Here is a 14,271-nt window from a genome sequence, read left to right as displayed (position 1 = left end):
CTTTTATGGAACTGTTTTCACTGCTATTGTAACACATTAAATACTGTTTGAAAGGGGTTATTTGGTGAGGACCTGCTTCACTTTTTCAATGGCCCAGTCCAGATCCTCCTGGGAAATGACGAGCGGAGGCGCAAAGCGGATGACCGTATCATGTGTCTCTTTGCACAGGATACCCAAACTTTTCAGCTCCTCGCAATACGGGCGTGCAGATTCTGTCAGATCGACCCCGATGAACAGGCCGCGCCCTCTGACTTCCTTGATCAGCGGTGTGTCGATCTTCTCAAGTTCATTTTTGAAATACTCACCGAGTTCACGTGAACGTTCCACAAGATCTTCATCTATCAGTACGTCCAGTGCAGCTTCGGAAACTGCACATGCCAGTGGGTTTCCGCCGAATGTGGAGCCATGGGATCCCGGATTGAAGACTTCAAGCACTTCTTTGTCAGCTACGATGCATGAAATCGGGAAGACACCGCCGCCTAGCGCTTTACCGAGTATGTACATATCTGGCTTGACATCATCCCAGTCTGTTGCAAACATCTTACCGGAGCGGCCGAGCCCCGACTGGATTTCGTCAGCGATAAATAGAATGTTGTGTTCGTCGCATAGCTCTCTCACTGCTTTCAAAAAGCCTTCTGGTGGAATGTTGATGCCAGCTTCACCCTGGATCGGTTCCAGCAGGATCGCTGCAGTATTTTCAGTCACTGCATTCTTGATCTGTTCAATATCACCAAAATCAACAAGCTTTATACCATCAAGCAGTGGACCATAACCTCGACGGTACTCCGCTTCTGATGACAAGGAGACAGCAGCCAGTGTGCGTCCGTGGAAGTTCTGATTCATGGCGATGATTTCCGCCTTGTTATCTTCTACACCTTTGACATCATAGGACCAGCGGCGTGCTGCTTTGATTGCCGTTTCAACCGCTTCAGCTCCGGTGTTCATCGGCAATACCATTTCCTTGCCTGCAAGCTTGCATACTTTTTCATACCATGGACCAAGTCTGTCGGAGTGGAATGCTCTGGATGTCAGAGTAAGCTTGTCTGCCTGATCTTTCAATGCCTGGATGATTTTCGGGTGCCTGTGCCCCTGGTTGACTGCAGAATATGCACTGAGCATATCAAGATATCTGTTGCCCTCCGGATCCTTTACCCATGCGCCCTCTGCTTCCGAGATGACAACCGGGAGTGGCTTGTAGTTTGGTGCCCCATACTGTTCTGTCTGATTGATGATTTCCTGTGATTTCGTCATTGTCTCATCCTTTCCAAAAAACAGCGGGTATGTGCCCGCTGTTCTGATTGTAATTTTTGATTGAAATGCATTTTAGAACTGTTCTGAACTCGTCTTGCCCTGCATGTGGAGTGTCAGGTAATCCGGGCCGCCTGCTTTGGAATCCGTACCGGACATCTTGAATCCGCCGAACGGCTGGTAGCCGACGATTGCCGCTGTACAGCCACGGTTGAAGTATAGGTTGCCGACATGGAAATCGCGGCGCGCCTGTTCGATATGCTCACGATTTTTCGTGATGACCGCACCTGTCAGACCGTAGTCGGTGGAATTGGCATAGTCGATGGCCTGATCGAAGTCCTTCGCTTTGGCAAAGCCGACCACCGGACCGAAGATTTCCTCCTGCATGATCCGATCGTCATGCTTCAGACCTGAGAATACTGTCGGATGGACGAAGTGGCCTGTTTCATTCTCTGTCTCTCCGCCTACCTCGAGTTTACCTTCTTCTTTACCGATTTCAATATACTTCTGAATTTTTTCAAGTGAAGAATCATCGATGACCGGACCGACGTCGATGTCCGATTCCGGATTGCCGACTTGAAGTTTCTTCGTCTTCTCCACTACCTTTTCAAGCAGTTCATCATGGATGTCATCGAGTGCAATGACACGGGAACATGCCGAACATTTCTGTCCGCTGAAACCGAATGCTGAAGCGACGATGGCTTCAGCTGCAAGCTCAAGATCGGCATCGGAATCGACAACAATCGTATCCTTGCCGCCCATTTCTGCGATGACACGCTTCAGGTGTGTCTGACCTTCCTGGACGACAGCAGCCTTTTCAAAGATGCTTGTACCGACATCACGGGATCCTGTAAATGAAACGAAGCGCGTATCCTTGTGTTCGACAAGGTAGTCGCCGATGTCTCTTGAAGAACCAGGGATGAAGTTCACGACGCCTTTCGGCAGCCCTGCCTCTTCCAGTACTTCAACAAATTTGTAGGCAATGACTGATGTACGGGAGGATGGCTTCAGCAGTACTGTATTGCCTGTTACCGCAGCTGCTGCCGTAGTACCCGCCATGATGGCAAAAGCGAAATTCCATGGAGAGATGACAAGACCGACACCCAGTGGAATATAGTGGAACTGGTTGTATTCACCTGGACGGGATTCAACATGGTCGCCATTCTTCAATTTAAGATGGTTACGTCCATAGTACTCGAGGAAGTCGATGGCTTCCGCTGTATCTGCGTCCGCCTCTTTCCATGGCTTGCCGCCTTCTTTTACAAGAAGCGCCGTAAATTCGAATTTCCGTTTGCGGATGATGGCTGCTGCTTTGAACAGTACATCGGAACGGAATTCGAAAGAAGACTTTCTCCATGTCTCAAACGTTTCAAGCGCCACGTCCATCGCCTGCTGGGCATGTTCCTGGCTTGCCTGGGACAGCTGACCGATCGTCTCATCTTTATGTGCAGGGTTGTAGGATTCTTTCTTGTCATCTGTCATGATGCGCTCTCCACCGATGATCAATGGATAATCCTGACCGAGATACCCCTTTACTGTATTCAGACCTTCTTCAAGTTTCTGACGGTTTTCCTCTTTCGAAAAATCCGTGAATGGCTCATGTTTGTACGGTATCATTGAGATAACCTCCTTTAAATATTGAACTCTATACATAATAATGAACGTTTTGTCAGACTTTTTCAAGCTTTTTGATAAAGGTGATGTGAGCGCTTCAGTGTGCTCTGCAAAGGTATTCAGCACGATGGATATCTATGCTCATATGGTCGGATGGATACCATCCGCATGGTTGGTTGCGCTTTCATTAATGAAAAGGATATACAATTTCCAGAATAAACAGAAAGCCTGCAGATCAATGATCTGCAGGCTTTCCTTCTTACAAACGGTGCACTTCTTTGCATGTACTCGGCCAGACATTCTACTTCATACGTCGTTTCGCCATTTCTATCCACTGCGGCATCTTTTGTCTAAGAGACTCGAAGCCATATTCTTCCGTATCCTTGATCTGATCCAAGACTGAACGCCTGTCCCGTTTTCTCTCCTCATTCCTGAAATATTCGTTATCTTTCAGGGTAAGGTTCAGTTTGCCATTCTTGTCCACACTCAGCACTTTCGCCTTGACGATCTGGCCTTTGGATAAAAACTGATTGACATCGTGGACATAATCGTTCATCACTTCTGAAATATGAATGAGCCCTTCTTGATTATCAGGGGTTTTGACAAAAGCACCATACGGCTGGATACCGGTTACTTTGACCTTTACAAACTGGCCTTTCCGATATTTTTTTGTCACATGGATTACCCCACTAACTTTCAGTAGTCATACGCATCCATTATTTTATCATAATAGGAAGTGATTATCTAATCATCGGCCGGACGTATACAAAAAACGCAAGGATTGCCTACCCCGTGGCTCCCTGCGCTTCTGGTGATACAGGCTGTTCTGCAGCGTTCACTACGATCTCCTTGATCTATCCCTGTCTTCCTGTTCCATTCTTTCCATTACCTGCTGTTCGAAATCCCTCATCTTCTCTTCCTGCCGCTCGGAGTGGCGCTTGACGATGCGATAGGCGATGTAGGCGAGCAGGATTGCAAGCCCGACAACAAGCAGGGCTGGTATATATTCGGTTTTATCATCAGGAAAATATAAAAACTCCATCATAGTCGATCACTCACCTTTACTGCCTACAGTATATCAAAAACCCATTCCGAGTAAATTGGTGATTAATGACCATTTTGTGATCATTTGAAATGAAAAAGAGGGCTCCGGGAGCCCTCCATCTTTCTATTCAGCTATGCTGATTGCCTCGATGACGACATCCTGCATCGGGCGATCCTGTGGTCCTTTTTTGACATCGGCAATCTTCTCGACAACATCCATACCATCAATCACCTGACCGAATACTGTATGACGCTGGTCAAGCCATGGTGTACCTCCATGCTTTTCGTATGCTTCGATGATTTCAGCCGGATAGCCTGCACCTTCCAGCTGGCTGAGCATCTGCGCCGGCACTACTTTTGCCTGGACGATGAAGAACTGGCTGCCATTGGTGCCCGGTCCCGCATTCGCCATGGACAAGGCGCCGTAGAGATTGAAAGCTTCTGTTGAAAACTCATCCTCGAAGCTGCCGCCGTATATACTTTCTCCGCCCATGCCGGTACCAGTCGGGTCACCACCCTGGATCATGAAATCCTTGATGACACGGTGGAAGATCTGACCATCATAATAGCCATTTTTAGCGTGCGTTGTAAAATTCTCGACCGTCTTTGGTGCGATGTCCTTGAAAAGCTTTACTTTCACGTCACCGTGATTTGTCTGGATGACAGCCTGTACTTCATTGCTGCCAACTTCGGATGAGAGCTGGGGATAAGTCATATTAGTGCCTCCTGGGTTTCATTTATTGCAGATTCTGTGCTTAAAATATGAAAATTCTATGACAGACAACTGCTTTTTTCCTATTTATACTATACAGCCATTTTTACTTTTTTCAAACCCTAATACATTTATTTAACCTCTGCAGTACTGTATAATCATTCTATATGATGTTTAAAAAGGAGGATATATTTTGACGCTAATACATCTGGCGATCATACTGCCGGTACTTGCTGCCGTAGTGGTACGCATCATCTACAAGTATTATCGACGTCTGCATCTGGGCTGGTTCGTACTGCCGGTACCCCTGATCATAGTCATATACTTGATGACATTCATTCCTCGTGTAAGCAATAACGAGGTGGTATATGAAACAATGCACTTCATGCCGAGAATCGGTATGAACTTTGATGTCTACATAGACGGTCTTGGACTTCTATTTGCGATACTGATTTCAGGAATTGGTGCACTTGTTGTACTCTACTCGATCGGCTACCTGTCGAGAGAAGAGCATCTTGGCAATTTCTATGTCTACCTCCTCATTTTCATGACTGCCATGCTCGGTGTCGTACTCAATGATAATGTCATCATGCTTTATCTTTTCTGGGAACTTACTTCAATCTCCAGTTTCCTGCTCATCGCATTCTGGCACACACGTGAACGGTCGCTCTACGGTGCCCAGAAATCCATGCTCATCACCATGTTCGGTGGATTCATGATGCTCGGTGGTTTCCTGCTTCTGCAGAACATCACCGGTACGGCAAGCATCAGAGGCATGCTGGAATCAGTCGCCCTGATCCAGGAGAGCCCGCTGACACCATTTGCGATTGTACTCATCCTGCTTGGTGCATTTACAAAGTCAGCACAATTCCCGTTCTACGTCTGGCTGCCGGACGCGATGGAAGCACCGACACCCGTCAGTGCGTACCTGCACTCGGCCACGATGGTCAAGGCAGGCATCTATCTCGTCGCACGCCTGACACCACTGTTCGCTTTCTCGGAAACGTGGGTATGGATCATTCTGCTCGGCGGTCTGATTACAATGACCTGGGCTTCCTTCAATGCCATCAGCAAGGATGACCTGAAAGCGGTCCTTGCATTCTCCACCGTTTCCCAGCTCGGACTGATCATGTCGCTGCTTGGTCTTGGTGCACTCAGTGTTCTGACCGGGGCAAATGAAGCGCATTTCTCAGTCGCTGTTGTTGCAGCGGTGTTCCACCTGATCAACCATGCAACGTTCAAAGGGGCGCTGTTCATGCTGACAGGCATTGTGGATCATGAAGCGGGAACAAGAAGCCTGAGGAAGCTGGGCGGACTGCTGACAGTCATGCCCATATCATTCACACTGACAGTCATTACCGCGCTGTCCATGGCAGGACTGCCACCGTTCAACGGATTCCTGTCCAAGGAGCTTTTCCTTGAAGCCATGATTGATGTCAGGGAAGCGGATTTCGGTTCTCTGGCAAGTGTCAGCTTCATCTTCCCGCTTCTTGCAATCGTCGGCAGCATCTTTACATTCGTCTATTCGATACTGTTGATCTACGGCGTATTCTTTGGAAAACGCACTTATGATACACCTAAAGAACCACATGAAGCCCCAGCGCTCATGCTGATTTCACCGATCTTCCTGTCAGTTCTGGTTCTGCTCTTCGGCTTCTTCCCGAACATTCTTTCAGGAACGATCATCGATCCGGCTGCAATGAGCATCATGGCGTCCGATACACCACTCGGCACCCATCTGTACATGTGGCATGGTTTCAATAATCCTGCATTATGGGCAACCGTCGCCGTTGTCATCATCGGTGCTCTGCTCTTCTACTTCAAGGACAAGTGGACATTCATCTATGACTACCATAAGGAACGCTTTACTCTGAACCACCTGTATGACCAGGGCCTGATCTACAGCCGTCTTGGTTCACATAAGGTGACGGACAGCTATATGTCTGGTTTCCTACGGTCTTATCTGGCCTATATCTTCCTGTTTTTCATCATCATGGGTGCATTGACATTCCTGAATACAGGTATTCAGCTTGATTTCAGCAATCTTGCGCCAGTAGGAATACAGGAAATCATTGTTGCCATCATCATACTTGTATCACTGGCTGTAATACTTGCTACGAAATCCCGTCTTGTTTCAATTATTATGCTTGGTGCAATCGGTTTTGCCATGTCTCTATTCTTCGTGTTCTTCAGATCTGCAGACCTTGCGCTGACACAACTTGCCATTGAGACAGTGACAACCGCTCTATTCCTGGTGTGCTTCTACCACTTGCCGAAACGAAGCCGTCATGAAGAACGGGTCCGCTTCAAGATGACGAACTTCCTGATTGCGGTCGGTGTTGGTGTCATGGCAATCCTTCTGGGACTTTCTGCCTACTCGAATCGCCTTTTCGATTCGATCAGCCAGTTCCACATTGATAATGTATACGAACTTGCTGCCGGCGGTAACATGGTCAACGTCATACTTGTCGACTTCCGTGGTTTTGATACATTATTCGAAACACTCGTCTTCGGTATCGCAGGTGTTGGAATATACGGTCTGATGAAATTAAGACTGAACAGAAAGGATGAGCAGGATGAAACACACGCTAAAAAAGACTGAGACCGAAAAGGGTCAAAAGCAGATGAATGATGTATTTCTGCAATTCGTTTCCAAAGTGGTCTTTTTTATTGTCATAATGTTCTCATTCAACCTGTTCTTTGCAGGTCACTATACACCAGGAGGAGGCTTCGTTGGCGGATTGCTTGCTGCTTCTGCTCTGATTCTCCTTCTGATTGCATATGATAAGAAGACATTGCAAAAAATGCTGCCAATCGATTTCAGAATGGTCCTTACTGTCGGACTGCTTTTCGCAGCAGGCATTCCGACTCTTTCATTCCTCTTCGGAACACCATTCTTTACACATCAGCACACCTATATTGAAGTGCCTGTTTTCGGTGAAATTGCACTTCACTCAGCCGTCCTATTTGATATCGGCGTATTCTTGACTGTTGCTGCAACATCACTTTTCATCATTGTACTTGTTGGGGAGGCTGAAAACTGATGGAGATTATTACAATTGTATTAGCCGGCATCCTGATCGGTTCTGCTGTATATCTGATGCTATCCAAAAGTGTCATCAGAATCATCATCGGAACTGCGGTAATGAGCCACGGCGTCCATCTTATGTTTTTGACGATGGGTCAACTAAAACGTGGTAATATACCTGTCCTTGATGATGATGTATCAAACTATGCCGATCCACTCCCTCAGGCATTGATTCTTACAGCAATCGTCATCGCGTTCGCCCTGACCGCCTATACACTGGTACTGGCACTCAGAAGCTACCGGGAACTCGGTACAGACAATGTTGAAGAAATGAAAGGAGTTCCACATGACGACTAACATACTACCTCTTTTGCCGATCATGATTCCTTTTTTCTCTGGCATCATCATGCTGTTTGTAGGAAAACGGCCGATCGCGCATAGAGTCATCGCGGCAATCAGTGGGTTGCTTCTTATATTTTCAGCACTATGGCTGATCATCGAGGTCTATCAGAACGGCACAATGGTGACATTCCTTGGGAACTGGGCTGCGCCTTTCGGTATCAGCCTGGTCATTGATATGGCCGCAGCACTCCTCGTTACAACGACCGCCATCATCACATTCTTTACCATCATCTACTCTTTCCAGACGATCGGTATCGAAAGGGAAAACTATTACTACTACGTGATGATCATGTTCATGATCACCGGAATCAATGGTGCATTCTCGACCGGTGACATATTCAATATGTTTGTATTCTTCGAAGTATTCCTGCTTGCCTCCTATGTACTGATTACTTTGGGCGGTACAAAAATACAGCTTCAGGAAGGTTTCAAGTACATCGTTGTGAACATCATATCTTCCAACTTTTTCGTACTCGGACTGGCCTATCTGTATTCGGTGACTGGATCATTGAACATGGCTGACATCAGCAATAAACTCGCCGGTTTTGATGGCAGTTTCAGCATCATGAGTCTGGTTGCTGTCGTCTTCTTGTTCGTCTTTGCAACAAAGGCAGGGGTGTTCCCCCTCTACTTCTGGCTTCCAGGCTCGTATTACGCTCCGCCAATGCCAGTCCTCATCCTCTTTGGTGCTTTGCTCACCAAAGTCGGGGTATATGCCATTGCACGGACATACAGCCTGTTCTTCATGGACAATACAGCTTTTACGCATCAGATGCTGCTGTTTTTGGCACTCATCACCATCGTCATGGGATGTATTGGGGCACTCAGCTTCTCTGATATGAAAAAAGTCATCATCTACAACATCATCATCGCCGTCGGCATCATTCTGGTGGGCATTGCGATGATGGATGAATCCGGCATGCTTGGTGCCATGTACTATCTGATCCATGACATGATCATAAAAGCTGCACTCTTCATGCTCGTCGGTTTTCTGATCTATCGTACAGGACAGACGAATGCAGATCGGCTCGGCGGCTTGATAAAAGAACATCCTGTCGTCGGGTGGATGTTCTTCCTGGCTGCATTGGCACTTGCAGGAGTTCCACCTCTATCAGGTTTCTACGGAAAACTTTTCATTGTACAGTCTACATTTGAAAACGGCCAATACGTCGCTGGTATCATCGTCCTGGCTTCCAGCCTGGTTGTGCTCTACTCTGTCGTAAGTCTTTTCATCAAAGCATTCTGGGGCGAAGATATGGATTTCACGACTCTAAGACCCGTCAAGAGCGATAAGATCCTATTTGCCTCCATTGCCATGGTAATCGTATCAATTGCTTTCGGCCTGGCTGCCGATGTACTGTATCCGTTGTTTGAAATGGCTGCACAATCTTTTTATGACCCATCCTCTTATTCAGAATATATAACGGAGGTGGAATAGATGGCTTTACAAATACTCATCAATCTCGCCCTGGCTTTTCTATGGATGTTCATGGCTTCGAACTTTTCTGTGGCTTCATTCTTTGCGGGTTATATACTCGGCTTTCTGGCGATCTACATGCTCAGAAACTTTCTTCCGGAAGCAATCTACACCAAGAGGCTATATGCCATAATTCGTCTCTGCTTCCTGTTCATCTGGGAAATGACCAAAGCGAATATCGATGTTATAAAAATCGTACTCAGTCCAAAAATGGATATACGTCCTGGATTTTTCGCCTATCCATGTGAACTCGAAGAAGAATGGTCGGTCAGTCTTCTATCCGCACTCATCACCCTCACACCAGGTACTGTCGTCGTCGCAATATCAGATGATCGGTCCACCCTGTACATTCATGCCCTGAACATGAAAGACAAACAGGAGGAGATCGATTCAATCAAGTCCGGGTTTGAAAATGCGATCAGTGAGGTGAAACAGGCATGAATACATTTCTAAACGTCATTATCATACTGAGCATCATAATCGTTGCCCTATCCATGCTCGGCATGGTGTACCGGATGATCAAAGGACCTTCACTTCATGATAAGGTTGTTGCACTGGACGCATTCGGCGTTCTACTGATGGCGATGATTGCACTGGTCGCAATGCAGCTGCACACCACTTATCTGCTGGTTGTCATCCTATTGATCGGAATACTTGCATTCATTGCCACCATCGCATTCGCGAAATTCCTGGAGAGAGGTGTGATCATCGACAATGATAGAGATTATAATGACTAGTATCATCACCTTCTTCATACTCGCCGGTGCTTTTCTGGCAGCAGTCAGTGCGATCGGGGTCATCCGCCTGCCGGATGTCTACTCCAGACTCCATGCATCCTCGAAAAGCTCCACGCTTGGTGTAATGATGATGATGCTTGGTGCTTTCCTCTACTTCTGGTTCATTGATGGGTATGTGGACAGCAAACTGTTTCTGGCCATACTCTTTATATTCATCACAGCTCCTGTATCGGCACACATGATGTCACGCAGTGCTTTCCATTCCAATGTCAGCCCTTATAGAATGACGATCATCAATGAGCTTGCAAGGGATGAAGAAGGCGCAACGGATCTGCCGAATGAACCTGAAGCACATGAAAACAGGGAAAATAAAGAATGACACATAAAAAGGATGGATTCCTTAGGAATCCATCCTTTTTTTCATCTCTTCTTTTTTACTGCCATTGTACATCGGGAGAGACAGACAAGACTCTCTTCCTCATCTGTAATCTCGATCTCCCATATTTGTGTGCTTCTGCCCTGATGGCGGCATCTTGCTGTGGCAGTCAGTATACCTGACTGCTTCGTCTTTATATGGTTCGCATTGATTTCCATGCCGAAGGTGATTTCATCTTCTTCGATGATTGCTGCGGCACCCATGCTTGCTGCCGATTCGGCAAGCACAACATTGGCACCGCCATGCAGATACCCGAACGGCTGCAGCACTTTGGCAGAAACCGGCATCTCCATGACCATAAGGCCGGGTGATTCAGTTACTGTGACGATATCCAGAAGCTCGATCAGACCAGTCCTATCCATGGAAGTGACCTGTTTCAAACATCTTTACAATGGTATGGATCATCACACCGGTAGCCCCTTTCGGCCCGTAAGGCGTCGCTTTTGAAGTCGTTCCCGTTCCAGCGATATCGAAATGGATCCATGGGGTGCCATTTGCAAACTGCTTGATGAAGCAGGCGGCAAAGGACGCACGCCCCGGCTTCTCGACATGGTTCGTCAGATCTGCAACTGCCGACTGGCGTACGCTTCTCTCTTCTATTTCTGAAATGGGCAGCTGCCAGACAGCTTCTCCGGTCTGCTCTGTCATTTCGATCAATGGATTCAGGAAGGCAGCATCCTTATTCGTAAAGACACCCGTCCGCTCGTCACCGAGCGCTGCCACTACAGCACCTGTCAGTGTAGCAAAATCCATGATCAGACGCGGAGAGTACTGCGACGCATGGAATACCGCATCTCCAAGTACGAGGCGCCCTTCCGCATCCGTGTTCTTCACTTCGACCGACTGGCCGCTGTAGGAAGTATAGACATCATCAGGTCGCATGGCATTGCCATCAATCATATTTTCCGCCAGTGCAACAACCGCGATGATATGTACAGGCAAGGACATATTCGATACTGCGTGGACCATCCCGATGACATTGGCGGCACCGCCCATGTCATACTTCATCTCAGGCATGCCTGTCTTTGACTTGATGGAATAGCCACCAGTATCGTATGTGATGCCTTTTCCTACAAGTGCCACAGGCTTATAGCCTTTTGCGTCCGGATGGCGGTATTCAATTGTCACAAGACGCGGCTTGGCGCTTGATGCTTTACCGACTGCAGTAATCAGACCGTAGCCCTCTGCTTCAAGTGCCACCTCGTCTTTGACACCTCCGGTAACATAAGGATGGGACTCGAAGATTCCAGCAATCTTGTCTGCCATGACTTCAGGCGTCATCAGATTCGGTGGTGTCTCGCTGAAATTCCTGGCCATGATGATCCCTTCACCGAGTCTTCTGTAATGGGTTACAGTCTCTTTGATATCTGCACTGCTTGTTATTGAAAAAGCTGCCGTTTCACTGAAAAGAGGCGCCTGATCCACCTTATAGGAATTGAATTCATACACGCTGGTCTCCGACATGATTCCGAGCAGCTCAGCCGCCATATGCGAATCGACAGGAAATGTGTCGAGCAGTATCTGTCCTTTGACCGTATCCGTATCCTTAAGGAACTGGAACATGCTGCCGAGTGCCTCCGATAGCTTGACCCGATCGAGCATGCGGACATCACCAAGACCGACAGCAATGACTTTACGGTAGTCACGCTGTATGATCGCACCGGTAGTTGTTACGGTACCGAATCCGGTCGACAGCACATCTTCTTTGATGATTGCTTCCAGCTGCCCATTGAGCAGTGTGTCGACCTCTTCATAGTTGGCCATCTGTGCGGGCTCATGAGGCAGCCCGATTATAATTGGTTCTTCTGTTGCAACATATTTGTCACGGAATTGAAATTCCATCATTCTTCCTCCTAGAACATCTGGTATCCGGCTTTACGCAGATACCGGATCGTCATGCCTGCCAGTATCGTTCCGATCAGACCACTGCCGAGCATAAGAATATCAGCAATGTGCAGGTTGGCAAGCCTTTCTCCCAGAGTACTGAAAGCCTCGGATGTATTTGTGAAATATTCTGCTGATGATATGCCATCAACGATGAGCAGGACGATAAAAGGATAGACGCCCACCATCAGCCATGTCATTTTCAATATCATATTCAGAATGAAGCTGATGCCATAGAATAGGACAAAGAAAAGCAGCATGGATATTGCAAGTTGTATAATTGACATTTTCTATTACCCTCCACATGAAAAAAAGCATGGGCATTGAATCAATACCCATGCCTGTGTTACCGGTTTTATCAGAGCATCTTGCCTTTTGAAACGGCAAGCATCGGTCCACCAATCTTGAATATTGCTCTGGAATCGATGACGCGCTTCATGAACGCAGCCTTGCGGCCTTTGATCTCACGACCCATTACAAGACCGATGCCATCTTTGGAACCGAGTGAGCAGACCGTACCACGGTCATTGTAGGAGAACTCCTCAAGTTTTTCACCTTTTAATGACAGTTGGATATTTTTGGCTGTATGCTCGCCAAGCTGCATTGCAATCTGAGCAGTTGTCGGCCAAGGACGGGATTCTTCACCGTTCATGACTGCTGCCACATCGCCGATTGCGTAGATGTTGTCGTAGCCTTCGATGCGCAGATCAGCATTTACAATGATACGTCCACGTTTGACACCGTCGAATGATTCATCCATCAGCCTGTTGCCGCGTACACCTGCTGTCCAGATGATGCTGCTCGCTTCGAGCTGCCGCTTTTCACCATCCACTTCAACAACGAAGCCATTCTCATTGGCAGCAACAATCGGTGTGCCGACCATGAAATTGACGCCACGGTCCTTCAGGTACTGCATTGCGTAGTCGACGAGGTTTTCAGGGAACATCGGCAGCATTTTTGGTGCTGCTTCGACACAAGTGAGTTTCACTTTATTGTAGTCGATACCGTGGCGTTCGCAAAGTTCAGGAATGCTCTCCACGAGCTCACCGAGGAATTCAATGCCCGTAAAGCCGGCACCGCCGACAAGAATGGAAATATCCTTATCATCATTGGACTGCTTGTATTTTGCAAAATTGCGCTCGATTTCCTGGCGTGCTGCAAGTGCAGTCTGCGGATTGACAAGGGAATGTGCATGTTCTTGCATGCCTTCGATGCCGAAAGTCTCACTTTCGAAACCAAGTGCAACGACAAGAATGTCATAGTCGAATGTGCCCTGTGTCGTTTCCACCTGCTGCGCTTCCTTGTCGATAGCAGTGACTTCAGCCGGTACGAAGACGACTTTCTGAGTGTCGATGACTTTATTGATCGGGTAGACGCCCTCTTCCCAATCGATTGTACCTGCTGCTGTTTCATGCAGCCAGGTCGCTTCGTAGTGATATTCGTCCTTATTGATAAGTGTAATGTCGGCATCTTGATGAGATAGCAGTTTTTGAAGTTTGGCCACAGTCTGCAGACCAGCATATCCTGCACCCAGCACCAGAATTTTCTTTCTCTCAAAGCTCATTATTAAGTCACCTTTTCTCTCCGATATTTAAATTCCACATAAATTTAGACATAATGAAATCGCTAATATTATTCTCTTATAATATTAGCGATTTTCTTCACATATATCAAGCGGTTTGCTAAATT

The 14,271-nt window shown here is 47.3% G+C and carries 16 protein-coding genes; 7 read left to right on the top strand and 9 right to left on the bottom strand.

All coding sequences use genetic code 11. From position 1 onward, the window contains the following. Nucleotides 1-57 precede the first annotated feature (57 nt). The 5 genes from GQ671_RS06055 to GQ671_RS06035 form a co-directional block, all read right to left on the bottom strand. Nucleotides 58-1,251, bottom strand: a complete 1,194-nt coding sequence (locus GQ671_RS06055; RefSeq protein WP_160654195.1) for an ornithine--oxo-acid transaminase — start codon at nt 1,249-1,251, stop codon at nt 58-60. A 72-nt stretch (nt 1,252-1,323) separates the two neighbouring features. Further along, nucleotides 1,324-2,865 carry an L-glutamate gamma-semialdehyde dehydrogenase gene (pruA, locus tag GQ671_RS06050; protein ID WP_160654192.1) on the bottom strand — a complete coding sequence of 514 codons (1,542 nt, stop codon included), beginning with the start codon at nt 2,863-2,865 and terminating at the stop codon, nt 1,324-1,326. A gap of 298 nt (nt 2,866-3,163) precedes the next feature. Next, the gene (ygs, locus tag GQ671_RS06045) at nt 3,164-3,538 is read right to left on the bottom strand and encodes a S1 domain-containing post-transcriptional regulator Ygs (RefSeq protein WP_160654186.1); all 375 of its coding nucleotides are present in this window, start codon (nt 3,536-3,538) and stop codon (nt 3,164-3,166) included. Nucleotides 3,539-3,700: 162 nt separating this feature from the next. Further along, complete coding sequence (locus GQ671_RS06040) at nt 3,701-3,907, bottom strand: hypothetical protein (RefSeq protein WP_160654183.1); 207 nt, start codon at nt 3,905-3,907, stop codon at nt 3,701-3,703. Between the two features lie 123 nt (nt 3,908-4,030). Beyond that, nucleotides 4,031-4,621 (bottom strand): peptidylprolyl isomerase, encoded by a 591-nt coding sequence (locus GQ671_RS06035; protein WP_160654181.1) that lies wholly within the window; start codon nt 4,619-4,621, stop codon nt 4,031-4,033. Between the two features lie 190 nt (nt 4,622-4,811). Here GQ671_RS06035 and GQ671_RS06030 point away from each other — a divergent pair, with 190 nt between their 5' ends. The 7 genes from GQ671_RS06030 to mnhG are packed head-to-tail and all read left to right on the top strand — an operon-like array spanning nt 4,812 to nt 10,641. Beyond that, nucleotides 4,812-7,220 carry a Na+/H+ antiporter subunit A gene (locus GQ671_RS06030; protein ID WP_160654178.1) on the top strand — a complete coding sequence of 803 codons (2,409 nt, stop codon included), beginning with the start codon at nt 4,812-4,814 and terminating at the stop codon, nt 7,218-7,220. Further along, a complete protein-coding gene (locus tag GQ671_RS06025) occupies nt 7,195-7,662 on the top strand; it encodes a Na(+)/H(+) antiporter subunit B (protein ID WP_160654175.1) in 468 nt (155 codons plus the stop codon). The genes GQ671_RS06030 and GQ671_RS06025 overlap by 26 nt, the downstream gene beginning before the upstream one ends. Beyond that, nucleotides 7,662-8,003, top strand: coding sequence for a Na(+)/H(+) antiporter subunit C (locus GQ671_RS06020; RefSeq protein ID WP_160654172.1), 342 nt, complete (start codon nt 7,662-7,664; stop codon nt 8,001-8,003). The genes GQ671_RS06025 and GQ671_RS06020 overlap by 1 nt, the downstream gene beginning before the upstream one ends. Then, complete coding sequence (locus GQ671_RS06015; RefSeq protein WP_160654169.1) at nt 7,993-9,486, top strand: Na+/H+ antiporter subunit D; 1,494 nt, start codon at nt 7,993-7,995, stop codon at nt 9,484-9,486. Before GQ671_RS06020 ends, GQ671_RS06015 begins: the two co-directional genes overlap by 11 nt. Then, the gene (locus GQ671_RS06010) at nt 9,487-9,966 is read left to right on the top strand and encodes a Na+/H+ antiporter subunit E (protein WP_160654166.1); all 480 of its coding nucleotides are present in this window, start codon (nt 9,487-9,489) and stop codon (nt 9,964-9,966) included. It begins immediately after the preceding gene. After that, the gene (locus tag GQ671_RS06005; RefSeq protein WP_160654163.1) at nt 9,963-10,262 is read left to right on the top strand and encodes a Na(+)/H(+) antiporter subunit F1; all 300 of its coding nucleotides are present in this window, start codon (nt 9,963-9,965) and stop codon (nt 10,260-10,262) included. The genes GQ671_RS06010 and GQ671_RS06005 overlap by 4 nt, the downstream gene beginning before the upstream one ends. Further along, nucleotides 10,255-10,641 (top strand): monovalent cation/H(+) antiporter subunit G, encoded by a 387-nt coding sequence (gene mnhG / locus GQ671_RS06000; protein WP_246153179.1) that lies wholly within the window; start codon nt 10,255-10,257, stop codon nt 10,639-10,641. The genes GQ671_RS06005 and mnhG overlap by 8 nt, the downstream gene beginning before the upstream one ends. A gap of 41 nt (nt 10,642-10,682) precedes the next feature. Here mnhG and GQ671_RS05995 read toward each other — a convergent pair whose 3' ends face one another. The 4 genes from GQ671_RS05995 to GQ671_RS05980 form a co-directional block, all read right to left on the bottom strand. Next, on the bottom strand, nt 10,683-11,060 hold the full coding sequence (locus GQ671_RS05995) for a PaaI family thioesterase (protein ID WP_160654155.1): 378 nt from the start codon (nt 11,058-11,060) through the stop codon (nt 10,683-10,685). After that, nucleotides 11,053-12,540: a leucyl aminopeptidase family protein gene (locus GQ671_RS05990; RefSeq protein ID WP_160654152.1), complete on the bottom strand. Its 1,488-nt coding sequence runs from the start codon at nt 12,538-12,540 to the stop codon at nt 11,053-11,055. Before GQ671_RS05990 ends, GQ671_RS05995 begins: the two co-directional genes overlap by 8 nt. Before the next feature lie 11 nt (nt 12,541-12,551). Next, nucleotides 12,552-12,869 (bottom strand): YuiB family protein, encoded by a 318-nt coding sequence (locus GQ671_RS05985; protein WP_160654149.1) that lies wholly within the window; start codon nt 12,867-12,869, stop codon nt 12,552-12,554. A 71-nt stretch (nt 12,870-12,940) separates the two neighbouring features. Further along, nucleotides 12,941-14,146 (bottom strand): NAD(P)/FAD-dependent oxidoreductase, encoded by a 1,206-nt coding sequence (locus GQ671_RS05980; protein WP_160654143.1) that lies wholly within the window; start codon nt 14,144-14,146, stop codon nt 12,941-12,943. Nucleotides 14,147-14,271: the final 125 nt, after the last annotated feature.

The organism is Salinicoccus hispanicus, assembly GCF_009831115.1.
Lineage (GTDB): Bacteria > Bacillota > Bacilli > Staphylococcales > Salinicoccaceae > Salinicoccus > Salinicoccus hispanicus.
This window is presented reverse-complemented; position numbering and strand designations above follow the sequence as displayed.

Excerpts from the sequence above, each read along its gene's own strand:
- GQ671_RS06055 (WP_160654195.1), bottom strand. The coding sequence starts at position 1,251 with ATGACGAAATCACAGGAAATCATCAATCAGACAGAACAGTATGGGGCA.
- pruA (WP_160654192.1), bottom strand. The coding sequence starts at position 2,865 with ATGATACCGTACAAACATGAGCCATTCACGGATTTTTCGAAAGAGGAA.
- GQ671_RS06040 (WP_160654183.1), bottom strand. The coding sequence starts at position 3,907 with ATGATGGAGTTTTTATATTTTCCTGATGATAAAACCGAATATATACCA.
- GQ671_RS06035 (WP_160654181.1), bottom strand. The coding sequence starts at position 4,621 with ATGACTTATCCCCAGCTCTCATCCGAAGTTGGCAGCAATGAAGTACAG.
- GQ671_RS06025 (WP_160654175.1), top strand. The coding sequence starts at position 7,195 with ATGAAACACACGCTAAAAAAGACTGAGACCGAAAAGGGTCAAAAGCAG.
- GQ671_RS06020 (WP_160654172.1), top strand. The coding sequence starts at position 7,662 with ATGGAGATTATTACAATTGTATTAGCCGGCATCCTGATCGGTTCTGCT.
- GQ671_RS06015 (WP_160654169.1), top strand. The coding sequence starts at position 7,993 with ATGACGACTAACATACTACCTCTTTTGCCGATCATGATTCCTTTTTTC.
- GQ671_RS06010 (WP_160654166.1), top strand. The coding sequence starts at position 9,487 with ATGGCTTTACAAATACTCATCAATCTCGCCCTGGCTTTTCTATGGATG.
- GQ671_RS06005 (WP_160654163.1), top strand. The coding sequence starts at position 9,963 with ATGAATACATTTCTAAACGTCATTATCATACTGAGCATCATAATCGTT.
- mnhG (WP_246153179.1), top strand. The coding sequence starts at position 10,255 with ATGACTAGTATCATCACCTTCTTCATACTCGCCGGTGCTTTTCTGGCA.
- GQ671_RS05995 (WP_160654155.1), bottom strand. The coding sequence starts at position 11,060 with ATGGATAGGACTGGTCTGATCGAGCTTCTGGATATCGTCACAGTAACT.
- GQ671_RS05990 (WP_160654152.1), bottom strand. The coding sequence starts at position 12,540 with ATGGAATTTCAATTCCGTGACAAATATGTTGCAACAGAAGAACCAATT.
- GQ671_RS05985 (WP_160654149.1), bottom strand. The coding sequence starts at position 12,869 with ATGTCAATTATACAACTTGCAATATCCATGCTGCTTTTCTTTGTCCTA.
- GQ671_RS05980 (WP_160654143.1), bottom strand. The coding sequence starts at position 14,146 with ATGAGCTTTGAGAGAAAGAAAATTCTGGTGCTGGGTGCAGGATATGCT.